Source organism: Mycobacterium ahvazicum, assembly GCF_900176255.2.
Classification (GTDB): Bacteria; Actinomycetota; Actinomycetes; order Mycobacteriales; family Mycobacteriaceae; genus Mycobacterium; species Mycobacterium ahvazicum.
On sequence record NZ_FXEG02000001.1, the window covers coordinates 412,013 to 436,905 of the forward strand.

A 24,893-nucleotide genomic window follows, 5' to 3' on the forward strand; every position below is an offset into this window, starting at 1 on the left:
TCGCAAATGGCCAGCGCGTTCGCCGACCAGCGTGCCCCGAAACGACGGCAGCGCTATCCGGGAGTGACTACTGCAATTTTTGGCCGCCTCAGCAAACGACTACTGCATTGGTGTTATCCGGCCGAGAGCGCGTCCATGAGTGCGTCGACGTTGAACTGGGGTTGGATTCCGGCGGCTCCCGCCAGGCCCGGTGCGCTGACCACGGGGGCGGCCGCGGGTGCCGCAGCCAACGCGCTCGACGAGCTCGAGACGACCGGGGCGACCGGGGCGACGGGGAAGGCGTAGGGGGTGGCGGTGACGGGGCCGGTGATGACGGTGCCGGCGTTGATGGCGGTGACGAGGCCGGTACTGGCGTCGATGGTGGCCTCGACGCCCGTGCTGCCGGCGGTGACGGAGCCGCTGGAGACGGTGAACGCGCCTGTCCCCCCGAAATAGGGGCTGTTGACGGTGAATGAGCCGCTCGTGATCAGGTAATGGGCGACGAAGACCAACGTACTGCCGGCTTGGGAGCTGCTCGTTACTCCGGCGTCAAGGTTCACCCAGTCGATGCCGTTTGGACCCACGGTGAGCGTGGCACCAGAGGTGTTCGTGACGGGCGAGCCGCTGGTGACGCTGACGGTCGTGCCGGGCTGCAGGGTGGCGCCGCCGGGTGCGATGTTGGCGGTGCTGCCGGCGGGCAGGGGCGGGTCGACGAGGTTGGTCTGCTGCGTGGCGAGGCTTTGCAACAGGGATTGGGTGCGGCCTGCGGTGGTGTTGGCGGTGGTTTGGGCCAGCGAGCGGGCTTGGGTGTCTTGGCCGGATTGGTTGGTGGTCTGCGGCGGCTCGTCGAACGACTGCAACGTGCTGGCCGTCTCGGCCTCTGCCGCGTAGCCATACATGGCGGTGGCGTCTTGGACCCACATCTGCAGGTATTGGGCTTCGGTGGCCGCGATCGCGGCGGTGTTCTGCCCGAAGAAGGGGCGTGTCAAGATAACTGTGTAAGTTGTTGTAGCCGTTTATCTTTGGGGTCATAGGGGGAGTCGGTCGGGGAATTGGATGGCGAAGGTGTTCAGGGCTTCGGTCCAGCGGTAGGTTCCTGGTCCGTGGGATCCTCGTTTCTGGTTGATGTTGCGGATGGCCAGGTAGAGCAGTTTTAGGGCGGCGGCGTCCGAGGGGAACGAGCCGCGGGCCTTGGTGACCTTGCGGAGTTGATAGTTGAGCGACTCGACGGCGTTGGTGGTGTAGATAATCTTGCGGATCTCGACGGGGAACGCTAGAAACGGCACGAATTCGGCCCAGGCGCGATCCCATACGGCTACCGCACCGGGCGATTTGGTTTTCCATTGGGCGCGAAAGTCCTCGAGGGCGAGTTTGGCGGCCTCTTCGGTGGGCGCGGTGTAGATCGGACGCATCGCGGCGGCCATCTTGCGGCGCTCGGTGTAGGAGGCATAGCGCATCGAGGAGCGCAGCAGGTGCACCACGCAGGTCTGGATCACCGCGGCTGGCCACACCGCCGCGATCGATTCGGGTAGCCCGCTCAACCCGTCGCAGCACCCGAACAGCGCGTCGCGACACCCGCGGTTGCGCAGCTCGGTGAGCACCCCGTGCCAGACCTTCGCGCCTTCGCTCTGCTGGATCCAGATCCCCCGGACCTGCTTGATGCCGTCGTTATCGACGCCGATGACCACGTGGGCGGCCTTGTTGGCCACCACCCCGGAGTCGCGGATTTTGAGGCGGATGGCGTCGATATACAGGATCGGATAGACCGGATCGACCGGTCGGGACTGCCAGGCGGCGATCTCCTCGGTCACGACGTCGGTGACTCGCGAGATGGTGGCTGCTGACACGGTGGCGCCGTAGACCTCGGCCAGATGCTCGGTGATATCGCGCGTGGACATTCCCCGCGCGTACAGCGACAAGATCATGTCCTCGACCTGGCCCAAGCGGCGTTTACGCTTGGGCACGATCACCGGGCTAAAGGTGCCGTTGCGGTCCCGGGGCACTTCGAGCTCGACCGGCCCGGCCGTGGTCAACACGGTCTTGCGGCCACGCCCGTTGCGGGAGTTACCCGAGCCATAACCGGCCGGATCGCCGTGCTCATAGCCCAGGTGATCGGCGATCTCGACATCCAAAGCGCGTTCGAGCACCGCCTTGGTCATCTGCGCCAACAGTCCGTCAGGACCATCGATCGGCGTGCCCGAGGCCTCGGCATCGGCCAACAAAGCATCCACCGCCGCCGCCGGCAACAGCTCGGCCAGCTTGGCAGCCGCAACGTCCCTGGGCGAGTCAGATTGAGACAACTGAGAACTCCTGTCTGGTGGTCACCCACCATTCAGGCCCAACCACTTACACAGTCAATGAGACACGCCCCGAAGAAGTTCGTCGCGATCAACGTCATCAGCAGCGCGCGGTTGGCCGCGATCACCGGCGGGGGCACCGTCATCGCGAACGCCGCCTCATAGGCCGCGACCGCCGCATACGCCTGCGCGGCCGTGACCCCGGCTTGTGCGGCCGCGGCCTGCAACCACCCCCCGTAGGTCGCGGCCGCACCCGACATGGCCAGCGACGACGCCCCGAACCAGGACAGTCCGGTCAGGTCGGCGATCTGCGAGGAGTAGCTTGCCCCAGCCGCTTCCAGCTCGGCGGCCACCGCATCCCAGGACGCCGCGGCGGCCAACAGCGGCCCCGACCCCGGACCGGTGTACATCCGGGCCGAGTTCACCTCCGGGGGCAGTAAGGCGAAATCCACAAGACATGCTGTGCCGAAACGACGACAGTGCGATCCGGGAGCGACTACTGCATTTTTCGCCCGAAACAGCGAACGACTACTGCAATCATCGTCCGTTGCTGCGCGACAACGATGCTCCGCCGATGACGCCGGCCAAGCCGGCGCGGCCGGTCACCCCGGCCTTGCTGCACGCCCGATAGATGTGGCTCTCGACGGTCCGCACGGACAGCGACACCGCCTCGGCGATCTCGCGGTTGGACAGGCCCTGGGCCACCAACACCGCGATCTCGCGCTCTCGGTTGGTGAACGGCGGCGCGTAGGAAGCCGACTGGATGGCGGGGCTGGTCGCGCCGTGACACCGCGCCGCCAGCCGGTGTGCCCGTGCCGCCGCCGTCATCGCACTGCCTGCGCGCCCGGCGCGACGGTAGGCGGTAGCGGCTTGCCCCGCGGCGTCGGCGCCGGCGAGCAGGTCGCCCATCGCCTCGAAATCCGTTGATACTCGGTCGAGTCCGCTCGCGTCGTCGGCCGCCAGCGCCGTCGCGTAGCGCGTCGCGACCGCAACGCGCGGGCCTTCGACGAGCGTCGCAAGCTCCTCGAGCCGACCGGCCGCGTCGGTGTCGTCGAATTGCACCGCGGTCTGTAAACACCACACCTCGCGCGCGAGTTGATCGTGGCTGCGCGCGAACTCGGCCGCCTTGCGCGCCAGTCCGCGCGCTTCGGTCATTCGCTGGTGGGATGCGGCCAACCAAGCCTCGGTCAGGAGTTCGGTCGACGTGACGTAAACGTAGGCGGGATGTCGATGCGCCCGGGCGGTGTGCAGCGCGCCCTGCGCCCCGGCGCTGTCGCCGGATCGCGCCAGTGCCTGCGCGCGCAGCAGATGGAAGCGATAGAAGCTGTTCACCACATGGAAGCTGTTCGCCATTTCGGCCTCGACCTTGTCCGGCAGATGCCGCAGCGCCGCGGCTAGGTCGCCGGCGGCCAACATCACCATGCCGTCGATCTCGGCTACCACCGCTCGTACATCCGCCGGCTCGTCGCGGTGCGCGCGGCGGTGACGTTTGGCCACGTCCGCGGCCTCGGCGATGCGTCCCGCCGCCACCAAGGCGAAGGTGTGAAACTCGGTCAACGTCTGACGAAGGAAATTGCCCTGCTCACTCATCGCTAGTGCCTCGTCGCCCGCGATGGCCTTTGCCACGGCCTGATCGGGTTGACCGAGCTCGCCATAGGCCATGCTTTCGGCGCCAAAGGCCATCGTCGCGCCGTACCGATCGAGGTCCTCATAGTCGACCTGGGCCATGGTCGCGAGGACCTCGAGCGGCTTCGCCGCTAGCGCGAGCTGATTGGCGCGGAATACCAGGACTTGGTAGCGGCGCGCGCCGTGCGAGGCCTTGAGTGCGTCGTCGATGAGCCGCCAGGACCGCTCGGGAGATCGCATGCCCCACAACAGATTTGACGCACGCATTATCACGTCGTTGATGAAGGCGGATTCCGTTGCTTCGTCGACCTCCACGCCTTCGAGAACTTCCAGCGCAAGCTCTCCCTTATCCCGCATGAAAAGGGAGTAGGCGAGCGGTATTCGCGCTTGCGCGCCGATACCGGTTGCGGCGGCGGCCGTGAAAAGCCGCTCCGCGGTCTCGAAGTCCAACAGCGAACTCGCCGCCGTGGCCGCCGAGAGCAGCACGTCCGGCTCGGGCGGAAGGTCCGACTCCAACCAGAGCAGGCCGCGCTTCATCACCTTCGCCGCGCCCCCGCCGTCCTTCATCGCGGTTGCCACCTGACCGCGCAGGCGTCGCAGCCGCGAGGAGCCGCAGCGATTCAGGCGCACCTCGGCGAACATGGGGTGGCCGATGTACACGTCGTCGCCGGACAACCGGATCAATTCGCGCTGCTCGGCCTCCTCGATCGCGTCCTGCTCGGCGAGCATTTTCAAGCATTGCCAGTCGACGGGTTCGGAAATAGCCACCAGATCGACGACGTCGCGTACTTCATCGGGAATGGCGCCGATCTGTGCGTCCACCAGCTCGGCCAACGACGACGACAGGCGCAGGTTGCCCTGCCAGCGCAGCACGCCAGCGTCGGTCACCAGCCGTCCCGCATAAAACTCCTGTTCGACCAATTGCCGCAGGAACAACACATTTCCGCGCGTCAGTCGCCACAATTCGTCCCCGCACTGCCGATCGGGTGCGTACCCCGATACCGCCCACAGCAGTTCGTCGGTCTGATCGCGGGTCAACGGGTCGATTTCCCGGCGGGCCACCAACCCGTCTTTCCAGAGCGCCGTCACCGCGGCCGGAGCCGGCTCGCCGGTCCGAATCGTGACGAGCACCGTGGCGGCCTGCAACTGCACGAGTTGATGCAGGACCAGGGCCGAGAGATCGTCGAGCAGATGGGCGTCGTCGACGAAGACGAGCAGGCGGTCCGGCTGCGTGCCCGCGGTCAGTGCATCGACGACTCGGCGGGCCAGCGCATGGGGTGCGCCCTGCGCATCATCGGTCCATAACGCGAAGGCGGCCAATGGAATTGGCCGGTGGGTAACGGTCGCGGCCGTGCTGCGCACCGTCCACCCGGCGTCGGCGGCCGCCCGGACCGCCTCGCGGGCCAGCCGTGATTTGCCCACGCCGGCCTTGCCGGCCAATGCGACACCGCGCAACCCCCTTGTGGTTGCGAAGAGTTGGCTGAACTCGTCGATCTCCCTACTTCTGCCGACGATGGGCCAGTGGTCCAACATCACGAGAATATTAGCCAGCAAATTGAATCCTCGCTGGAGATCGGATCGACTTGGCGCTCGAACGGGGTCGAACCGGGCGCCGATTTTCACAGCGCCGCAACATTTCTCGACCCTTGGCTCAGCGGCTGGCAAATCCGCGCAGAGTGCACCGTCAGGGCAGCAGGCGCAAGCCCCATTTGGTGAGCAACGGCGCCACGATGATGAAGTAGGTCGTGTGGTCGTCATCCAGGGCTGAGGTCAGAATGCCGATCGCGCTCGCGGTGCCATCGGGGTTCTTGACGAACCCGGGGCTGCCGCTGTCGCCGCCCAGACAGCGCAGGTCGGCTTCCACCACCGAGGTGCCCTCGATGTTCGTGATGGGCCCGCACGTTTCGCCGGTGACCGCACCGACCTTGCACATCTGGGTGCCGACCTTGATCTGGGAAACGCTCAACGCGTCACGCACCGGATACTTCCCGGCGATGTCACCCGACGGCGCACCCACGCTGGGCTCGAGTTTGATCAGCGCCGCGTCCTTGGTCTGAGATCCCTCCGGGGTTTCTTCGTATTCGCCTTTGACGAGTCTGCCCAGCGGGGTGTCGTCCGCGCCGTAGGTCCAGACCGAACCGTCATGGGCGTCGCAGTGCCCGCTGGTCATCAGGTAGTAGCTGCCGTCGTCGCCCTCGGCGGTGAAAGCCGAAGTGCAGAAGCTGGTTTCGTCGTTGATCTTGATGCCGGGAGTGGGCGGTGACTGCGCGTGGGCCGGCGCGGCGGTCAGCAACATCAGCACGGTGGCGATTACCGTCCGACAGGCCATTGTCACCAACTCGCCCCCTTTGCGCTCGTGTCCGAGCGGAAGCGTAATCGCCGCGCGCGAGTCATACTGGGGCTTGACTGTGATGCAGCTCACGTTAATATGACCAGTGGTCATCCAGACAAGGAGGTCCGATGCCAACGGTGACATGGGCGCGGGTTGACCCCGCTCGTCGCGCGGCGATCATCGAGGCCGCGGAGGACGAATTCGGGGCACACGGATTTTCCGGCGGCAGCCTGAACGTCATCGCGCGCCGGGCCGGCGTCGCCAAGGGCAGTCTCTTCCAGTACTTCGCGGACAAGCGCGACTTGTTCGCGTTCATCGCCGACATCGGCAGCCAACGGGTGCGCGTCTGCATGGAAGACCTGATCCACGAGCTCGACCCCGACCGGCCGTTCTTCGAATTCCTCACCGAGCTGCTCGACGGCTGGGTCGCCTACTTCGCCGAACATCCGCACGAGCGTTCGCTGCATGCCGCGGCGACCCTGGAGGTCGACACCGACGCCCGCGTCAGCGTGCGCAGCGTCATCCACCGCCACTATCTGGAGGTGCTGCGACCGTTGGTGCAAGGCGCCCAGAAGCGCGGCGATTTGCGCACCGATGCCGACACCGACGTGTTGCTGTCGTTGCTGCTGCTGATCTTCCCGCACCTGGCGCTGGCGCCCTACATGCGCGGCCTGGACCCGATCCTCGGCCTCGACGAGCCCAGCCCCGAGCAGCCCGCGCTGGCGGTGCGCAGGCTCGTCGCGGTGCTCGCCGCCGCCTTCGCGGCAGCGCCGAATGCCTCCGTTCACCCAGCCCCATTGCGATCCGAGGAGGTCACATCATGAATCGAACCCGAGTTGCCTCAATGTCCCAGGGCGGTCTCAACTGGGATAGCTTGCCGCTCAAGCTCTTTGCGGGCGGCAATGCGAAATTCTGGGATCCGGCGGCCATCGACTTCTCGCGCGATCGCGAAGACTGGGAACGTCTGACCGACGACGAACGCAGCTACGCGACCCTGCTGTGTGCCGAGTTCATCGCCGGCGAGGAATCGGTGACCCAGGACATCCAGCCGTTCATGGCCGCGATGCGAGCCGAGGGACGGCTCGGCGACGAAATGTATCTGACGCAGTTCGCCTTCGAGGAGGCCAAGCACGTTCAGGTGTTCCGGATGTGGCTCGACGCCGTCGGCGTCACCGAGGACCTGAACAACCTCATCGACGACGTGCCGACCTACCGCACCATCTTCTACGAAGAACTGCCCGCGTGTCTCGATGCGCTGTCGGTCGATTCGTCACCGGCCGCCCAGGTGCGGGCGTCGGTCACCTACAACCACATGGTTGAGGGCATGCTGGCGCTGACCGGTTACTACATCTGGCACAAGATCTGCGTGGAACGCGACATCCTGCCTGGCATGCAGGAATTGGTTCGGCGCATCGGCGACGACGAGCGACGCCACATGGCCTGGGGCACCTTCACCTGCCGGCGCCACGTCGCCGCCGACGACGCCAACTGGGGTGTCTTCGAAACGCGGATGAACGAGCTGATGCCGCTCGGACTGCGGCTGATCGAAGAGGGTTTTGCCCTCTACGACACGATGCCGTTCGGTCTGTCGACAGACGACTCCATGCAGTACGCCTCGGACAAGGGGATGCGCCGGTTCGGCACCATCTCCAGCGCCCGCGGACGCCCGCTCGAGGAGATCGACCTCGACTACTCACCGCTGCAGCTCGAGGACACCTTCGCAGAGGAGGACGAGCGGGCGCTGGCCGCCGTCTAGCGCTCGCTCACTCGACTTTGGCGCCAGCGGCTGAGCCCTCGTCGGATTCCCCAACCCACACCGTCTTGGTGTTGCAGAACTCGCGGATGCCGTAGCCCGCGAGCTCGCGGCCGTAACCGGAGCGCTTGACGCCGCCGAAGCCGAGTTCGGGATAGGACACCGTCATCCCGTTGATGAATACCTGCCCGGCCTCGATGTCGTCGATGAACCGCTGCTGCTCCGCCTCGTCGTTGGTCCAGGCGTTGGAACCCAGCCCGAAGGTGGTGGCGTTGGCGATTTCGATGGCCTCGTCGATGTCGGCGGCCCGGTACATCGACGCGACCGGACCGAACACCTCCTCGGTGTAGAGCGCCATGTCCTTGGTGATGTCGGTGACCACCGTCGGCGGGTAGAACCACCCGGGCCCCTCGGGCGTCTTGCCGCCCAGGGGAATCTTCGCGCCGGCCGCGGCGGCGGCGTCGACCTGCTTCGCGATCTCGTCACGTCCCGATTCGGTCGCCAGCGGGCCGACGTCGGTGTCCGGGTCGGTCGGGTCGCCGACCTTGAGCGCGGCCATGCGCTCGACGAACTTGTCGACGAAAGCGTCGTAGATGTCGGTGTGCACGATGAACCGCTTGGCGGCGATGCAGGACTGCCCGTTGTTCTGCACCCGGGCGGTGACCGCGGTCTTGACGGCCTCGTCGAGGTTGGCCGACGGCATCACGATGAACGGGTCGCTGCCGCCGAGCTCGAGAACGGTGGGCTTGATCTCGTCGCCGGCGATGGCGCCGACGGACTGGCCGGCCGGCTCGCTGCCGGTCAGCGTGGCCGCCGCCACCCGCGGGTCCCGCAGGATGCGCTCGACGGCGCTGGACGAGACGAGCAGCGTCTGGAAACAGCCCTCGGGGAAGCCGCCGCGCGCGATGACGTCGGATAGATACAGCGCCGACTGCGGGACGTTGGAGGCGTGCTTGAGGATGCCGACGTTTCCCGCCATCAGAGCGGGCGCGGCGAACCGCACGGCCTGCCACAGCGGGAAGTTCCACGGCATGATGGCCAGCACCACGCCGAGCGGCTGATAACGGGTGTAGGCGCGCTTGGCGCCCACCGCCTTGGCGTCGGCCGGTTCGTCGGCGAGCAGCTGCTCGGCATTATCCGCGTAGTAGCGAAAGCCCTTGGCGCACTTGATGACTTCGGCCTTGGCCGATTTCAGGGTCTTGCCCATTTCCAGAGTCATCATGGCGCCGACCTCGTCGGCCTCGGCTTCCAGCAGATCTGCGGTGGCGTTCGCCCACTGGGCGCGCTGGGCGAAAGTGGTGTTGTGGCGATAGTCGCGGAATCGCTCGTAGGCGCGGGCGATCGCCGCCTCGACTTCCTCGTCCGTGGCCGGCGTGAAGGTTTTGACTGTCTCGCCGGTAGCCGGGTTGATCGTGGCAATAGGCACGCTGACATCCTTCGCGTTTAAGGGTTGGCAATACGTCCAACATCTAGCCTGCCACTATCGTTCCCTCCAGGGAGGTGCCGGATGAGCAAAGCGGCCGAGCTGATGGTCAAGTGCCTGGAAAACGAGGGTGTGGAGGTGGTCTTCGGACTGCCCGGGGAGGAGAACATCCGGTTCGTGCAGGCCCTGGCGTCCTCGCAGATCCGCTACGTGCTGACCCGCCACGAGCAGGCCGCGGCGTTCATGGCCGAGATGTACGGGCGTGTGACGGGCCGGGCGGCCGTGGTCTCGGCCACGTTGGGCCCGGGTGCGATCAACATGCAGCTCGGGGTGGCCGACGCCACCACGAACAGCACCCCGATGGTGGCGATCTCCGCGCAGGTCGGCCAGGACCGCCAGTTCAAGGAGTCCCACCAGTACGTCGACCTGGTATCGATGTTCGCCCCGATTACCCGCTGGGCCGACGGCGTGCCCACCGCACGCGCGATCCCGGAGATGTTCCGCAAGGCGTTCAAGGTGGCCGAGGCCGAACGCCCGGCCGCGGTCTACCTCGCGGTGCCCGAGCACATCGACGCCGACGAGACCGACTACGAGCTGAGCCCGCTGCCGCGCAACGTGGTGCGCGCCGAGGCGCCGGCTCCCGGACAGATCGAACGCGCGGTCGAAATCCTGCGCGGCGCCAAGCGGCCGGTGGTGCTGGCCGGGCACGGCGCCGCGCGCGCCGACGCCACCGCGGCATTGGTCCGGTTCTCCGAGGACTTCGGGATTCAGGTCGCCAACACCTTCCACGGCAAGGGTGTCATGCCCGACGATCACCCCAACGCCATCGGGACCATCGGGTTCATGCGGCACGACTACGTCAACTTCGGATTCGATAACGCCGACGTCGTGATCGCGGTCGGCTACGAACTGCAGGAGTTCGACCCGGTCCGAATCAACCCGCAAGCCGACAAGAAGATCATCCATATTCATCGTTTCCCGGCCGAGGTCGACATGCACTACCCGGTCGACGTCGGGATCATCGGCGACATCACTGCTTCGCTCAACGCCCTGACCGAGGCCCTGGCCGGTCACGGCATCGAGCACGCCGAAGAGGTACCCGGGTCCGGCCTGCTCGCCGAGGAATTCGCTCGGGGACAACAGGATTCGCGATACCCGCTGGCGCCCCAGCGAGTTGTCGCCGACATCCGGGCCGCGCTGGGCCGCAGCGACGTCGTGCTGGTCGACACCGGTGCGACCAAGATGTGGATGGCCCGGCTCTACCCGACCTATGAGCGCAACACCTGCTTGGTATCGAATGGCTTGTCCACCATGGCTTTTGCGCTGCCGGGAGCGTTGGGAGTCAAGCTGGCCCGGCCGGAGTCCAAGGTGCTCGCCGTGGTGGGTGACGGCGCCTTCTTGATGAACTCGCAGGAAATTGAGACCGCGGTGCGCGAGAAGATCCCGCTGGTGGTGTTGATCTGGGAGGACGGCGGCTACGGCCTGATCGAGTGGAAGATGGACCTCGAGCTCGGCAACCACTACTACGTGAAGTTCGACAACCCCGATATCGTCAAGTACGCCGAAAGCTTTGGCGCCAATGGATATCGGATCACCAGCGCCGACGAGTTGTTGCCGACGCTGCAGGCCGCGCTCGCCGATGATGGGGTTTCGCTGATCGCCTGCCCGGTGGACTACTCCGAGAATCTGCGGCTGACCGACCGGCTCGGCGAACTGGACGAAACGCTGTAGGCCTTCCGCCCTCCGGAAACCGGCCCGACCGTCGAGGTTAGGTGTTTTTCGCCGTTTTGTGCAACGTCATCGGCGAAACATATTGGCCCACCAGCGCGCGGTGCCACCAGACCCGATCGCGCCGCAATTCCACCGGTGTGCTGAAGCGGTACTGGTAGAGCTGCGCGCGCACATACCGCGGCGGCGAGTCCGGAAAAGGATTGTGCCGCAACAGCCGCAGCGTAGCCCGGTCGTTGCGCAGCAGTCGTTGCATAAACGGCTTCAGCCACGGCTGGGCGTAAGCCGGGGAGATGGCGGCGAACCACATCAGCCAGTCCAGCCGCAAATGGTAGGGCGCCCACTGGCGTGGCAACCGCCCGGGAGCGCCGGGTTTGCCCTTGAATTCGTATTCCTTCCACACTGTCTGCGCGGTGAGTCGCGGTTCGTCGGTGCCTTCGATCACCACCTCGCGGCGGACACGGCCGATGTTGCCGAAGGCGCCGTAGGTGTTCACCAAGTGAAATGGGTTGAACGACATGTTCATTCGCTGACGCGGTGACAGCATGTTGCGCACCGGCCAGTAGGTCAGGAACAGCACCGCGCCGGCGAAGCCCACCACCAGGGTGGCAAACCACAGCGGCGCCGCCGACACCGCGAGATGTCCGGGTATCGACACCAGCGGGGCGGCCGTCGAATCGTCGATGGCGCTGAACGCCAGCACGATCGTCAGCCAGTTTAGCCAGGCGAAGTTGCCCGAAAGCACCAGCCACAGCTGGGTCAGCACAATGATCGCCGCGGCCACGCTGGCCACCGGTTGGGGCGCGAACAACCCGAACGGGACCACCAGCTGCGCGAAGTGGTTGCCCGCCACTTCGATTCGATGCAGCGGCTTGGGCAGGTGATGGAAGAACCAACTCAGCGGACCCGGCATCGGCTGGGTTTCGTGGTGGTAGTACAGGCAGGTCAGGTCGCGCCAGCAGGCGTCACCGCGCATCTTGATCAGCCCGGCGCCGAACTCGACCCGAAACAGCAGCAGTCGCGCCATCCACAACGTCAGCACCGGCGGAGCGACGTGATCGTTGCCGAGGAAGATCATCAGGAATCCGCTTTCCAGCAACAGGGATTCCCAGCCGAACGAATACCACGCTTGTCCGACGTTGACGATCGAAAGGTAGAGCACCCACAGAGTCAGCCAGACCGACATCGCGGCCCAGAGCGGCAGCACGTCGGCCGCACCGGCGACGACGGCCGCCGACAGCGCGGTGCCGAGCCAGGACACCGAGGCGAACAGCCGATCGGAGTAGTGCAGCGCAAAGATGCTGGGCGATCTCCACGCTGACTGCCCCGCCAAAAATCGCGGCACCGGCAGGATTCCGTGCTCGCCGATCAGGGCGCGGAACTGCAGCGCGGCGGCGACGAACGCGATCAGGTAGATGGCCGCCGCGCCGCGCTCGAGCACGAACCTGCCCAACCAGTAGTCGGGGGCTGAAAACCAGTCCATGGCCACAACTCCTCGGACAGCGGCGGTCATACGATTCCGCGTATCCAGTCAACCAGCCGATAAACGGCTAGCCAACGCCCGAAACGTCATTCGCCGTGCGCGGGTGCCCGCGATCCGGCATGGCGACCACCGAGGTGGCGAGCACAGCCAGCGAAATCATCGCCAGCAGTTGAACATTCGCCCAATGGCCGGAGTACCCGTCGACCGACCGCCAGGGATGGCGCGACAGCGCCGCGCCGGCCAGAATCAGTCCGCCCGCACTGGCGGCGATGGTGGTCCGGTCGCGCAACCGCTCGCGATGGCGCAGCGCGTACCGCAGGCCGAGCGCGGCGCCGACCACGGCGACCCCGGCCACGCCGGCGATCAGCGCCCCGGCCGCCAACAGCGGCACCACCGCCCAGGGCCCCGGCGACCATGGTGACGCGGGTGGGTCGTCGGAACGGGCGCGCCGGCGCCACAACGCGAGCATGGCCAACAGCGGCAGCAACGCCAGGCCCGCGGCCAGCCCGACCCGGTACAGCGCGTTGGATGCGAAGCTCAGCGTGATGGTGCCGGGATCTCCGGGGGGCACCACCCAGCCCTGCTGCCACCCGTTGACGGCCACCGGCGTCAAGCGGGTCCCGGTGCTGGTGCGTGCGACCCAGCCCGGGTTGATGCTTTCTGGAATGACCAGCACCCGCGAGGCGGAGGATGCGGGGACCCGGATTTCGCGGCGGTCGGGCCCCCACGCACCCGTCGCGGCCGGCATCGTCGAAACCCCGGTGGGGCTGGGCGATTCGACGGTCGACAGTTGTGCCCCGTCCACGACGAACTGGGCGCCGGGACTGATCAGCAATTCCTGTTGCCCGGTCGGCAACGCGATCGGATTGGGATCGCAGGTGCTCACCGGTGTCGGCTCGCCGTTGAGCAGCGCTTGTGCCGTGGTCCGGATCGAGGTGTGCACGAACCGGCCCGCGACCGCGATGACCGGGCCATGGTCGCAGTCGACGACGATCTCGCGTGACCGGTTGCGCGCCGCGTCGGCGGGGGCGATCGGATTGCCGTCGGCGCCCAGCGCCGCGATCTCGGCCAGGCCCGGCGGCTTGAGCTGGTCGAAGCCCAGCGCGTTGCGGTCGATGACGTCTTGCCAGTCCATCAGGCTGACGGTGACGGTGTCGGTGACCCGCGGGCGCAGCGACAGCGTTTGCGGCCGGGCGGCGCCTTCGTCGCTCGGCGTGAGTTTGCGGACCTGCGGGCCGTCGCCGAGGTTGACGGCCACTACCGTCGGCTGCGCGGGCAACGTCGACCGGCTGGGCAACAGCCGCAGACCCGCGACCTCGGTCGGCCTGGGCAGGACTAGCGTCAGCGTCGGCGCGCTGCGGTGTTGCACCACGCGCTGCGGCGCCGTCCAGGCGGTGGCCGGATCGCCGTCGGTGGCCGCATAGGCCGAACCCAGGATGTCCACCGTGTCCGAATCACCTTGGGCCCGAGTGGTATTCGGCTCGGCGATCAGGTCGGCCAAGCGGGGGCCCTGGCGCGGCCGCACCCACAACCGCGGGGTCACCGACACCGGCGCCGAAACCGTCAGGGTGCGGCTGAAATTGACCGGCTCCTCCGGAGCCAGCGCCATCGACGGCGCGCAGCGCACGCTGTCACCGGCCGCGGCACAGCCCGGCCGGCCGAGCAGCTCGGAACCCAGATCCCAGCCGGTGACCGCCGAACCCGGCGGCGGGCCGGGCACCCGCACGGTATGCCGCAGGTCGACCGGGTGCGCGAAACCCGAGGCGTCGTACTGGGTGATCGACAGGTCGGTGATGCCGAACTGCACGCCGCTGGATCCGTCGTCGGTGCCGGCGGCGGTGATCCGCACCCACGGGGTTTCGCCGTAGGGCAGCGCCACGGTGAGCGGTTTGCCGGGCTGATCGAAGCGCAGCGTGGTGCTGCCGGTGGCGGTGTCGATCGCGATGCGACGGACCTGGGAACCCACCGCGGTCGCGCTGGGTGTGAGGGTGAGCGCCGCGTTGGTCACCGGGTGATCGAAGTTCACCTGCATCCACTGCCCGACCGCGGCTTGCAGGGCGTTGGTCACCCACGCGGTTGCCGGATCGCCGTCGATCGCGGCGGCGGGGGAGGTCGCCGGAGCCACATCGGGCATGGCGGTCGAATCCGACGACGAACTCGAGACCGTGATCCGGCCGCCGTTCCACCCGCCGAATATCGGGTCGGTGCCCGGGACCGGATAGTCGGGCACCCGGTTGAAGGTGTGCCGGGTGTCGCCGTCGGCCCGGATCGCCGACGAGTGTTGGTCGACGCGGCCGTAGTCGGTCTCCCGTGCCGTCGGGGTGTCCGTCACGGTCACCCCAGCGTTGGGGGGCATCGGCAGCCTCGCCCCCCGGGCGTCGGCGGTCAGCAGCACCGGACCCAGTGGCGGTTGGCCCAGCAGCCGGCGCCGTTCGTCGAGCCGCAGCAGCACTTCGGGTCCGCCGTCGATGCGGGACAACTGATCGACGTCGGCCAGGTAGGGCGCGCCGGGATTGCCGGCAGCGGCCACCCGATAGATCTCGACCGCCGGGTAGCTCGGCCGCAGCCCGCTGTCGGCGACGAACCCCGGCAAGGTGCCGGGCCCCACCGGCTCGCCGAACTGCGCCACCTTCTCCAGTCGCGGCGAGCCTTCGACCGCGCGGTGCACCAGGATCGGGCGCGCCGAACGCGACGTGTCGGGATCCAGGTCGTTGCGCACCACCACATACGAAATGCCTTGGCGGGCAAGCGTATCGGCGAGTCCCGCCGACGGGATACCGGCGGCGAACAGGCGCTGCACGGAATCCAGCGCCCGGATGGTCTGCGGCGGGGTCAACGGGATGGAGTCGCGCACACCCCACGGGCTGGTGCCGAGCACCTGCAGCGGCTCGTCGTGGGTGGTGCCCCACGTCTGCGTCGCGAACGGTGCCCCCGGGACCACCAAAACCCTTCCGGGCGTGGGGGTTCCGGTGTTGTGCGCACTGAGCCAGTCGGCGGCGTCGTGCCAGTAGCGGGGGATCGCGCTGAATGTGCCCGGCGGGGTGAGCCGGGCGGTCCATGCCAGCGAGGTGCTGACCATCAGCGCGGTCAGCACCACCACCGTCACGGCGACCCGCTTGTCGCGTTCGGGGTGGGCGAAGGCAGCCACCCACTGCGCTCGCGGCACGCTACCCGGCCCCCAGCCAGGAAGAGGTACCCGGCCCAGCAACGCCGCGACGCCCAGCACGATCGGAATCCGGATGACCGACTCCAGCTTGTGCACGTTGCGCAGCGGTGCGCCCGCGGCGTCCAGGAACAGCTGCACTTGGTGTGCCAGCGGCGAGCCCAACCCGCCGCTATAGCCGACGGCCATCAGCACCACCCCGACCAGCAGCATCGCCACCAGCCGTCCGCGGGCCGGCGTCGCGGGGTGGGCGAGCCCGGCCAACCCGGCCGCCGCGACCAGACAGGTCGCCAGGATGGCCGCCGATCCGGTCACCAGCGGCGCGCCCGCGGTCGCGGTCGGGGCCACGAACGGCGTCCAGCTGTCGGTCCCTCGCAACATCTCGACCAGTGACGACCATTGCGTCGTCACCCCCGAGGATTCGATGAAGTCCAGGAACGGCGGGCTGACGTTACGCAGCAGCACCAGCGCGACGACCCACCACAGCATCGCCAGCACAAGGCTCAACAGCCACCATCCCGTGTAGCGCCACCACAAGCGATTCGGCCGATGACAGGCCCACCAGATCACCGCCGGCAGGCAACCCGCCAGCGTGGCGATGGCGTTGACCGCGCCCATCAGAGCGACCGCCAGCCCCGCTTGGCCGGCCAGTGCCCGCACCGATCTGCCGCCCCGCAAAGCCAGGATCGTCGGCAGCAAAACCCACGGCGCCAGCATGATCGGCAAGGTCTCCGACGAGATCGAGCCGAGAGTGGTCAGTACCCGCGGGCTCAGCGCGAACGCGGCGGCCGCGATCAGACGCGATGTCGGGCTGCCGATCCCCAGCGCCTCGGCGACCCGCAGCAAGCCCCAGAAGCCGACCGTCAGCAGCAATGCCCACCACAGTCGCTGGGTCATCCAGCCCGGCACACCGAGCAGGTGGCCGATTGCGAAGAATGCGCCGTGCGGAAACAGATAGCCGTAAGCCTGGTTCTGCGTCTGGCCGAATGGCAGCTCGCTGTTCCACAGGTTTGTCGCGCGGGCCAGGAAGCGCAGCGGGTTGGCCGTCAGGTCCAGCTTGGTGTCCGGGGACACCTGTCCGGGCGATTGCGCCAACGTCAGCGCCAGGCACACCGCGCCCACCAGCAACAGCCAGCGTCGCGACAGCGGTGTGACGGACAAGCCCGCGTCCGATTCCGCGGGCGCCGCCGACGGAGTCGTTGCCGCGGAGCTAGCTACGGTTGCCGTACTCGACCCGGTTGAGCACTGACGACTGCGGATCGCCCCCGGGGAGTGGCGGCTTCGTGTCCTGTTGCACCATCAGCGTGACACCGAAGATCGCGGCCGCGCCCAGCAACAAACCAACCACCACGCTCGCGGCGGCGGGCGCAATGATCCGGTTCATCGGTCTCCTAGGGTTTCGCGGGCGTCACGGGGGACTACCCAGAAGTCAACCTAGCAGAACGGCCGTCCCGGTCCGCGGACCGCGAGTCATGGCCATGGCACGCAATGCCCATGCCAACAGCGGGAGCCATAGTTCACCAGATACGGTCCCGCGGGACTGGGGATGGCCGGCGCGCTTGGTACGGGCTCCAGCCGATGGTCCTCGACGGTGAGCGTGACGCCGACGGTCGCGGCGGCGCCGATCGTCAGCCCCGCCGCGATGCCGATGGCCGCGGCCAGCGCGAACCCGGGCATCGCTGGCTCCTCCCCTTGCCAGTCACAGGTCTGTGGCCAACCTAACCGGGGCGGGATCGGAAATGCGTGACGACGGCCGCGAGTCGCGTCAGGGCTGCAGTTCCGGCGGCAGTCCCGGAATCGGCGGGGTCTGGGTCAGGCAGTTATCCGGGCTGTCGCCCGGGAAGCAGGACCCGCCGCTGCACCGGTCGCCGTACTGCACGAGGTAGTGCGAGGACGGATGGGACGGGGCTCGGGCCGGCACCATCGTGTGGTCCTCGGCGGCGAGCGTGACGCCGACGGTTGCGACGGCACCGATCGCCAAACCCGCGGCGATACCTGCCGCGGCCGCCAGCGTGAAGGCAGTCATCGCTGCCTCCTCCCTCCCCGAGCTGATGAGCCGTAGCTAACTTATCCCGGGTCGACACTCGGTGACCACGGAATTCGCCCGGTCGGGCGCGCATCAATGCGCACAGCCGTCGTGACACCATGTCCCGATGCCTTTTCCGCGCACCCTGGCCGTGCTGGCCGCCGCCACCGCTGTGGTGGCGGCGTGTGGACACGACACCGGCCGGCCCCCCGCATCCAGCACGAGCAGCAAGGTGGTCGCCGCACCTCCGGCGCCACCGGTTTGCGGTGATCCCACGGCCAAGCTGTCCACCCGCGACAAGCTGGCCCAGTTGCTGATGGTCGGGGTGAAGAACGCCGACGACGCCCGCGCGGTGGTCAACGGCTACCACGTCGGCGGCATCTTCATCGGCAGCTGGACGGACCTGGACATCTTCAAGGGCCCATTGGCCGAGATCGCGGGCAACGCGGGGCCCCTGCCGCTGGCGGTCAGCGTCGACGAAGAAGGCGGCCGGGTATCGCGGCTGAAATCGCTGATCGGTACCGCGCCCTCACCGCGGCAGCTGGCCCAGAGCCAAACCGTCGAACAGGTCCACGACCAGGCGGCCCAGCGCGGCAAGAAGATGCATGACCTGGGTATCACCGTCGACTTCGCGCCGGTGGTCGATGTGTCCGACGAGCCGGACGACGACGTGATCGGGAACCGCTCGTTCAGCAACGACCCGGCCGTCGTCACCGCGTACGCCGGGGCCTACGCGCAGGGCCTGCGCGACGCCGGAGTGCTGCCGGTGCTCAAACACTTCCCCGGCCACGGGCACGGGTCCGGGGATTCGCACAAGGGCGGTGTCGTCACGCCGCCGCTGAGCGATCTGCAAACCAGCGACCTGGTGCCCTACCGGACGCTGATCACCGCGACACCGGTCGCTGTCATGGTGGGCCACCTGCAGGTTCCCGGGCTGACCGGCGACGACCCGGCCAGTTTGAGCCGGCCCGCGGTGCAATTGCTGCGCGACGGCATCGGTTACGGGGCCCCGCCCTTCAACGGGCCGGTGTTCAGCGACGATCTGTCCAGCATGGCCGCGATCTCCGATCGTTTCGGCGTTGCCGAAGCGGCGCTGCGGAGTCTGCAGGCGGGTATCGATGTCGCGCTGTGGGTCACCACCGACGAAGTCCCCGCGGTCCTGGACCGTCTCGAAAAGGCAGTATCCGCAGGCGAATTGGCGTTGCCGGGGGTGGACCAATCGCTGGTCCGGGTGGCGGCGATGAAGGGACCCGCCCGGACGTGTGGACACTGAACGGCCGCTCGATCGTTACCCTGGAGTCAGATTGACAGAGCCCGACGGGCTTGAAAGGGCGCAGCGATGGCAGGTGGTACCAAGCGGCTACCGCGTGCTGTCCGGGAACAGCAAATGCTCGACGCCGCCGTGCAGATGTTCTCGGTCAACGGCTATCACGAGACGTCGATGGACACCATCGCCGCCGCGGCCGAGATTTCCAAGCCGATGCTCTACCTGTATTACGGCTCCAAAGAGGACCTGTTCGGCGCCTGCCTGAATCGCGAGATGACCCGGTTCATCGACGCGGTGCGCGCCGACATCGACTTCACCCAAAGCCCGAGGGACTTGCTGCGCAACACCATCGGCTCGTTCCTGCGCTACATCGACGCCAACCGGGCGTCCTGGATCGTGATGTACACCCAGGCCATCAGCTCGCAGGCGTTCGCCCACACCGTGCGCGAGGGACGCGAGCAGATCATCGAGCTGGTGGCCGGGTTGGTGCGGGAAAACAGCCGCACGCCGCGCACCGACGCCGAGCACCAGATGATGGCCGTCGCGCTGGTGGGCGCCGGCGAGGCGATGGCCAACCGGCTGTCCACCGGCGATATCGACGTCGACGAGGCGGCCGAGCTGATGATCGACCTGTTCTGGCACGGCCTTCGCGGCGTGCCGGTGGATCAGGACGCCAGCGCCTCGACACGCAACGCGGGCTAGATTCGTGCAGTGCCCCGCGTGCGCGCCTGGACCTCGGGTCGCAATGTCGACTTCTTCTGTGCCGTCGTCATTGTGGGATTGTTGGCCGGGGTCGCCGGCCTCTCGACGACGTTCGTGCTGCGCTTTGTTCAGCACCTGACCTACAACTACAGTTTCGGCACTTTGCTGGTCGGGGTCGCCGGCAGCAGCCCGGTGCGCCGCGCGCTGGGACCGATGGTCGGCGCGTCGCTGGCCGGGCTGGGCTGGTGGATTTTGCGGCGCCGGGCCGAAGTGCCGCCGCTGGCCGGAACCATCGCCCGCCACGAGCGGATACCCCGGCTGTCGTGGAGCATCGACGCGATGCTGCAGGTGTTGTTGGTCGGTTCTGGGGCGTCCCTGGGCCGGGAAGGTGCGCCACGCCAATTCGCTGCGGCACTAAGTGATTTCGCGACGGGCTGGCTGCGTCGACTGTCCGGCCGCGACCGCGAGATCCTGCTGGCCTGCGCGGCCGGGGCCGGGCTGGGGGCGGTGTACGCCGTGCCGCTGGCCGGTGCGCTGTTCTCGGTGCGGATCATGCTCAACACCTGGCACCCGCGGGCGCTGGGCGCGGCATGCCTGACCTCCAGCCTGGCCGTCGCGATCGGCTCGGCCATCACCCGCGATCAGCCCAACCTTGCGTGGCCGATCGGGGAGTCCACCTACCTGCTGACCGCACACGGATTGATACTGGCGCCGTTCGCCCTTGCGGTGGGACTGGCGTTCAACCGGCTGATGTCGGTGGCGCGCCCCGCCCGCCAGATCCGCAGCTGGGTGCTGATTCCCGCGCTCGCCGGCGCCGGGCTGGTGATGGGCATCTGCTCGCATTGGTGGCCCGAACTGCCCGGCAATGGGCGCAGCATCCTGACCGTCAGCCTGGCCAGCGGCCTGACACTGACCGCGGCGACCGCGATCCTGGTGCTGAAGCCGTTACTGACCGCCCTGTTCCTGCGGGCCGGGGGTGCCGGCGGAATGCTCACGCCGTCGCTGGCCACCGGCGCCGCTACCGGTACGGCGTTGGTGCTGGCCATCAATTGGCTGACCGGAGCGCATTTGCATGTGCCGGCCGTTTCGCTGGCCGGCGCCGCCGGGGTGCTCGCGGTCACCCAGGGCTCACCGATCTGGGCCGCGATCTTCGTCTGGGAGCTGGCCCGGCCGCCGCTATGGCTGTTCGGAGTTTTCCTGCTGACCGCGACCGGCGCCCACGGCCTCAAAAAACTGCTCAGCGTGCGCGGACAGAAGCAGGACGAACGCGCCGGCTGAGCTCTACAGCGGCCGGACTGTTCCGGTCAGATGCGGATAGCCCTTGGCGATGTTGCGCAGGGCGAGCTCCCAGCTGCCCCGGTCGTTTTCCTCGATGTAGAGGCCCATGGTCGCGGGCAGGATCACCGGCTTGCCGAACCGCACCGAGTACTTCACCGCATCGGGTAGCCGGGCTTCGATATTAGCCAATACTGCTGCGGCACTGAACATTCCGTGCGCAATAACAGTCGGGAATCCGAATAGCCTGGCAGCGATCGGGTTGGTGTGGATCGGGTTGTGATCACCGCCGATGACCGCGTAGCGGCGGATCTGACCGGGCGTAATCCGCAGCAGCGCGGGCGGTGGCGGCAGCTTCGGCTGCTTCTGCGGCGGGGGTTTGGGTTCGTCGGACAAGCTGGTGCGCTGCTGATGCAGGAAGGTCGTCACCTGATGCCATGCGGTTTCGTTGCCGACGCTCACGTCGGTCACCAGGTCGACGAGTAGGCCCTTGCGGTGCTCGCGCAGATTCTCGGCGTGCACCCGCACCCCGACGGTGTCGGTGACCGCGATCGGCCGGTACTGCGTGATGTGGTTCTCGGTATGCACCGAACCCATTGCGGCGAAAGGGAAGTCAAAACCCGTCACCAACGACATCAGTGCCGGAAAGGTCAGCGCGAACGGATAGGTGAGCGGCACGTTGTTGCCGTAGCGCAAACCCGTGATCGCGGCGTACTCGGCCACGTTCGTGCGGTCGATCGGCAGTTCCTCGACGGTCGCCGTGCGACTGGGCAGCTGATCCGTCCGGGACACCAGGGGCAGCGCCCCGGCGGCCGCTCGCAGCATGTTCCGCAGGCCGCTTGGCTGATTCATTCGTTCTCCTTGAACTCCGGCTGGATTTGTCCGCCTCCTCAGCGGGCCGTTGCGGCCCGCATCGTCACCGGACTCAAGCGCCCAGCATGGCCTGGCCGCAGACGCGAATGACGTTGCCGGTCACCGCGTTTGACGCCGGGCTGGCGAAGTAGGCGATCGCCTCGGCGACGTCGACCGGTTGCCCGCCCTGCAGCAGTGAGTTCATCCGGCGGCCCACCTCGCGGGTGGCGAGCGGAATCGCTTCTGTCATCTTGGTTTCGATGAATCCCGGTGCCACCGCGTTGATCGTGATGCCCTTCTCGTGCAGCTCCGGCGCCAGCGCCTGGGTGAGGCCGATCATCCCGGCCTTCGTGGTGGCGTAGTTCGTCTGTCCGCGGTTGCCGGCGATACCGGCCATCGACGATAAGCCGATCACCCGGCCCCCTTCGCCGATGCTGCCGTTGCCGATCAGCCCTTCGGTAAGTCGTTGCGGGGCAAGCAGATTCACGGCCAGGACGGAGTCCCAGCGGGCGTCGTCCATGTTGGCCAGCAGCTTGTCGCGCGTGATGCCGGCGTTGTTGACCAGCACATCGGCGTGCCCGGCGTAGTGGTCGCGCAGGTGCTCGGTGATCTTGTCGACGGCATCGTCGGCGGTGACGTCGAGCCAAAGCGCGGTGCCGCCAACCCGGCTCGCCGTTTCGGCCAGTGCCTCGGCACTGGACTCCACGTCGATCGCGACGACGCGCGCACCGTCGCGGGCGAACACCTCGGCGATCGTCGCGCCGATGCCGCGGGCGGCACCGGTCACAATCGCCACCTTGCCGTCCAGCGGCCGGTCCCAGTCGGCCGGCGGGGTGGAGTCATCGGCACCCAGATAGAAGACCTGGCCGTCAACATAGGCCGACTTAGCCGAAAGGATAAACCGCAGAGTCGATTCCAGGCCCGTCGCGGCCGGTTTGGCGTCCGGTGACAGGTAGACCAGCGCCACGGTCGAGCCGTGGCGCAGCTCCTTGCCCAGCGAGCGGGTGAAGCCCTCCAGCGCGCGCTGCGCGATCCGCTCGTCGGTGCTGCCGGCGGCGTCGGGTGTGGTGCCGACCACAACCACGCGCGCGCAGTGGGCGAGATTGCGCAGCAGCGGTGTGAAGAAATCGTGCAGCGCCTTGAGGCCCTTGGGCGCCGCAATGCCGGTGGCGTCGAAGACCAGCCCGCCGAATCGGTCGGCCCAGCGGCCACCCAGATTGTTGCTGACCACGTCGTAGTCGCCGTCCAGCGCCGCCCGCAGCGGCTCGACCACCCTGCCTTGCTGGTCGGGTGGGCCGCCGATCAGCAAGGATCCGGGCAGTGGCGCGTCACCGGCGGAGTAGCGGCGCAGGTGCTCGGGTTGCGGAACACCAAGTTGCTTCGCCAAAAAGGAGCCGGGAGCGGAGTTGACCACCTGTGAGAACAGATCGGACGAACGATTGGGAGCCACTGAGCTGCCTTCCGTTTCTTGAGTGCCGTACGAGCCAACCGTATCGGGCACGAACTTACTGCAGAGTAAGAACCGTGGGTAGTATGGGTCCCAACGTCCAATCCCCCAAACTGAAAATTGGAGATGAACGTGGCCCCTGCAAGTTCGCAGCCAGGCAATCAGGCAGCTCAGGCGAGTATGAAGTCCCGGCGGCGCGTCGCCGTGCTGGGCGGCAATCGCATTCCCTTCGCACGATCCGACGGTGCCTACGCCGAGGCTTCCAATCAAGACATGTTCACTGCGGCGCTGGGCGGCCTGGTGGACCGGTTCGGGTTGGGTGGGCAGCGGTTGGGCGTGGTCGTCGGCGGTGCGGTGCTCAAGCACAGCCGCGACTTCAACCTGATGCGTGAGTGTGTGCTCGGGTCCGAATTATGCTCGTACACACCGGCATTCGACATTCAACAGGCGTGCGGTACCGGCCTGCAGGCGGCGATCGCGGCCGCGGACGGCATCGCGTCAGGCCGCTACGAGGTTGCCGCCGCCGGCGGAGTGGACACCACGTCGGACCCGCCGATCGGCCTGGGCGACAACCTGCGCCGCACCCTGCTGAAGTTGCGCCGGTCCAAGTCCAACCTGGAACGGCTGAAGTTGGTGGGGACGTTGCCCGCCACCCTCGGCGTCGAAATCCCGGCCAACAGCGAGCCGCGCACCGGCCTGTCGATGGGCGAGCATGCCGCCATCACCGCCAAGCAGATGGGGATCAAGCGGGTCGACCAGGACGAGTTGGCCGTCGCCAGCCACCGCAACATGGCCGCGGCCTACGACCGGGGCTTTTTCGACGACCTCGTCACACCCTTCCTGGGGCTGTACCGCGACGACAACCTGCGGGCCAACTCCAGCACCGAGAAGCTCGCCACGCTGCGCCCGGTATTCGGCGTCAAGGCCGGCGACGCGACGATGACAGCCGGCAATTCGACACCGTTGACCGACGGCGCCTCGGTCGCCCTGCTGGCCAGCGAGGAGTGGGCCGCCGAGCATTCGTTGCCCACGCTGGCCTACCTGGTGGACGCGGAGACCGCCGCGGTCGACTACGTCAATGGACGGGACGGGCTGCTGATGGCACCGACGTATGCGGTGCCCCGGCTGCTGGCCCGCAACGGCCTGAGCCTGCAGGATTTCGACTTCTACGAGATCCACGAGGCCTTCGCGTCGGTGGTGCTGGCGCATCTGCAGGCGTGGGAGTCCGAGGAGTACTGCAAGGAACGGCTGGGGCTCGACGCCGCGCTCGGATCGATCGACCGGTCCAAACTCAACGTCAACGGCTCGTCGCTGGCCGCTGGCCACCCGTTCGCGGCCACCGGCGGGCGGATCCTGGCGCAGGCCGCCAAACAGCTGGCCGGGAAGAAAGCCGAGCGCAACGGACCGGCGCGGGCGCTGATCTCGATCTGTGCGGCCGGTGGCCAGGGTGTTGCGGCCATCCTGGAGGCGTGACCCGTCGTTGGCCGGTATCCGCTGATCCGCACCGCTCGTGCATGAAGTCCGTCACACCGGGTTAGCG

General features: G+C 67.5%; 19 protein-coding genes and 1 pseudogene. 7 read left to right on the forward strand and 13 right to left on the reverse strand.

The window, feature by feature from the left end; genetic code table 11:
- Positions 1-113: 113 nt before the first annotated feature.
- The 5 genes and pseudogenes from MAAFP003_RS29850 to MAAFP003_RS01915 all read right to left on the reverse strand — a co-directional run bounded on the left by MAAFP003_RS29850 (position 114) and on the right by MAAFP003_RS01915 (position 6,231).
- On the reverse strand, positions 114-968 hold the full coding sequence (locus MAAFP003_RS29850) for a PPE domain-containing protein (protein ID WP_279304277.1): 855 nt from the start codon (positions 966-968) through the stop codon (positions 114-116).
- A 39-nt stretch (positions 969-1,007) separates the two neighbouring features.
- Positions 1,008-2,237, reverse strand: coding sequence for an IS256 family transposase (locus MAAFP003_RS01900; RefSeq protein ID WP_096290817.1), 1,230 nt, complete (start codon positions 2,235-2,237; stop codon positions 1,008-1,010).
- Between the two features lie 110 nt (positions 2,238-2,347).
- Positions 2,348-2,686: pseudogene (locus MAAFP003_RS01905) on the reverse strand (PPE family protein); the annotation flags it as partial.
- Positions 2,687-2,813: 127 nt separating this feature from the next.
- A complete protein-coding gene (locus MAAFP003_RS29855; RefSeq protein WP_096283946.1) occupies positions 2,814-5,435 on the reverse strand; it encodes a helix-turn-helix transcriptional regulator in 2,622 nt (873 codons plus the stop codon).
- Between the two features lie 151 nt (positions 5,436-5,586).
- Positions 5,587-6,231: a S1 family peptidase gene (locus tag MAAFP003_RS01915; protein ID WP_096290818.1), complete on the reverse strand. Its 645-nt coding sequence runs from the start codon at positions 6,229-6,231 to the stop codon at positions 5,587-5,589.
- A 131-nt stretch (positions 6,232-6,362) separates the two neighbouring features.
- Here MAAFP003_RS01915 and MAAFP003_RS01920 point away from each other — a divergent pair, with 131 nt between their 5' ends.
- Together MAAFP003_RS01920 and MAAFP003_RS01925 are read left to right on the forward strand one after the other, a co-directional pair.
- Positions 6,363-7,058 (forward strand): TetR/AcrR family transcriptional regulator, encoded by a 696-nt coding sequence (locus MAAFP003_RS01920; protein WP_096283948.1) that lies wholly within the window; start codon positions 6,363-6,365, stop codon positions 7,056-7,058.
- Complete coding sequence (locus MAAFP003_RS01925) at positions 7,055-7,990, forward strand: R2-like ligand-binding oxidase (protein WP_096283950.1); 936 nt, start codon at positions 7,055-7,057, stop codon at positions 7,988-7,990. Before MAAFP003_RS01920 ends, MAAFP003_RS01925 begins: the two co-directional genes overlap by 4 nt.
- 7 nt (positions 7,991-7,997) lie before the next feature.
- Here MAAFP003_RS01925 and MAAFP003_RS01930 read toward each other — a convergent pair whose 3' ends face one another.
- Positions 7,998-9,413, reverse strand: coding sequence for an NADP-dependent succinic semialdehyde dehydrogenase (locus MAAFP003_RS01930; RefSeq protein ID WP_096283952.1), 1,416 nt, complete (start codon positions 9,411-9,413; stop codon positions 7,998-8,000).
- An 81-nt stretch (positions 9,414-9,494) separates the two neighbouring features.
- Between MAAFP003_RS01930 and MAAFP003_RS01935 the strand changes: the two genes are divergently transcribed.
- Positions 9,495-11,141, forward strand: a complete 1,647-nt coding sequence (locus tag MAAFP003_RS01935) for an acetolactate synthase large subunit (protein ID WP_096283954.1) — start codon at positions 9,495-9,497, stop codon at positions 11,139-11,141.
- 37 nt (positions 11,142-11,178) lie between these two features.
- Here MAAFP003_RS01935 and MAAFP003_RS01940 read toward each other — a convergent pair whose 3' ends face one another.
- The 5 genes from MAAFP003_RS01940 to MAAFP003_RS01960 form a co-directional block, all read right to left on the reverse strand.
- Positions 11,179-12,621 (reverse strand): lipase maturation factor family protein, encoded by a 1,443-nt coding sequence (locus MAAFP003_RS01940; RefSeq protein WP_096283956.1) that lies wholly within the window; start codon positions 12,619-12,621, stop codon positions 11,179-11,181.
- Positions 12,622-12,688: 67 nt separating this feature from the next.
- Positions 12,689-16,945: a DUF3367 domain-containing protein gene (locus MAAFP003_RS01945; RefSeq protein WP_207768435.1), complete on the reverse strand. Its 4,257-nt coding sequence runs from the start codon at positions 16,943-16,945 to the stop codon at positions 12,689-12,691.
- Positions 16,946-16,994: 49 nt separating this feature from the next.
- Entirely contained in the window at positions 16,995-17,168 is a 174-nt protein-coding gene (locus tag MAAFP003_RS01950) for a DUF2613 domain-containing protein (protein WP_066947240.1), read from the reverse strand.
- Positions 17,169-17,254: 86 nt separating this feature from the next.
- On the reverse strand, positions 17,255-17,461 hold the full coding sequence (locus MAAFP003_RS01955; RefSeq protein WP_096283958.1) for a DUF2613 family protein: 207 nt from the start codon (positions 17,459-17,461) through the stop codon (positions 17,255-17,257).
- An 88-nt stretch (positions 17,462-17,549) separates the two neighbouring features.
- The gene (locus MAAFP003_RS01960) at positions 17,550-17,810 is read right to left on the reverse strand and encodes a DUF2613 family protein (RefSeq protein WP_096283960.1); all 261 of its coding nucleotides are present in this window, start codon (positions 17,808-17,810) and stop codon (positions 17,550-17,552) included.
- Between the two features lie 127 nt (positions 17,811-17,937).
- Between MAAFP003_RS01960 and MAAFP003_RS01965 the strand changes: the two genes are divergently transcribed.
- The 3 genes from MAAFP003_RS01965 to MAAFP003_RS01975 all read left to right on the forward strand — a co-directional run bounded on the left by MAAFP003_RS01965 (position 17,938) and on the right by MAAFP003_RS01975 (position 21,057).
- A complete protein-coding gene (locus MAAFP003_RS01965) occupies positions 17,938-19,083 on the forward strand; it encodes a glycoside hydrolase family 3 N-terminal domain-containing protein (RefSeq protein WP_096283962.1) in 1,146 nt (381 codons plus the stop codon).
- A gap of 66 nt (positions 19,084-19,149) precedes the next feature.
- Entirely contained in the window at positions 19,150-19,779 is a 630-nt protein-coding gene (locus MAAFP003_RS01970; RefSeq protein ID WP_096283964.1) for a TetR/AcrR family transcriptional regulator, read from the forward strand.
- A gap of 18 nt (positions 19,780-19,797) precedes the next feature.
- Positions 19,798-21,057: a chloride channel protein gene (locus tag MAAFP003_RS01975; RefSeq protein WP_096283966.1), complete on the forward strand. Its 1,260-nt coding sequence runs from the start codon at positions 19,798-19,800 to the stop codon at positions 21,055-21,057.
- A gap of 3 nt (positions 21,058-21,060) precedes the next feature.
- On the opposite strand, the gene MAAFP003_RS01980 is transcribed toward MAAFP003_RS01975, so the two are convergent.
- Together MAAFP003_RS01980 and MAAFP003_RS01985 are read right to left on the reverse strand one after the other, a co-directional pair.
- Complete coding sequence (locus tag MAAFP003_RS01980; RefSeq protein ID WP_096283968.1) at positions 21,061-21,906, reverse strand: MaoC/PaaZ C-terminal domain-containing protein; 846 nt, start codon at positions 21,904-21,906, stop codon at positions 21,061-21,063.
- A 73-nt stretch (positions 21,907-21,979) separates the two neighbouring features.
- On the reverse strand, positions 21,980-23,356 hold the full coding sequence (locus MAAFP003_RS01985; protein ID WP_096283970.1) for a 3-oxoacyl-ACP reductase: 1,377 nt from the start codon (positions 23,354-23,356) through the stop codon (positions 21,980-21,982).
- 177 nt (positions 23,357-23,533) lie between these two features.
- Between MAAFP003_RS01985 and MAAFP003_RS01990 the strand changes: the two genes are divergently transcribed.
- Entirely contained in the window at positions 23,534-24,826 is a 1,293-nt protein-coding gene (locus MAAFP003_RS01990) for an acetyl-CoA C-acetyltransferase (protein WP_423790843.1), read from the forward strand.
- The last annotated feature ends 67 nt before the right edge of the window (positions 24,827-24,893 follow it).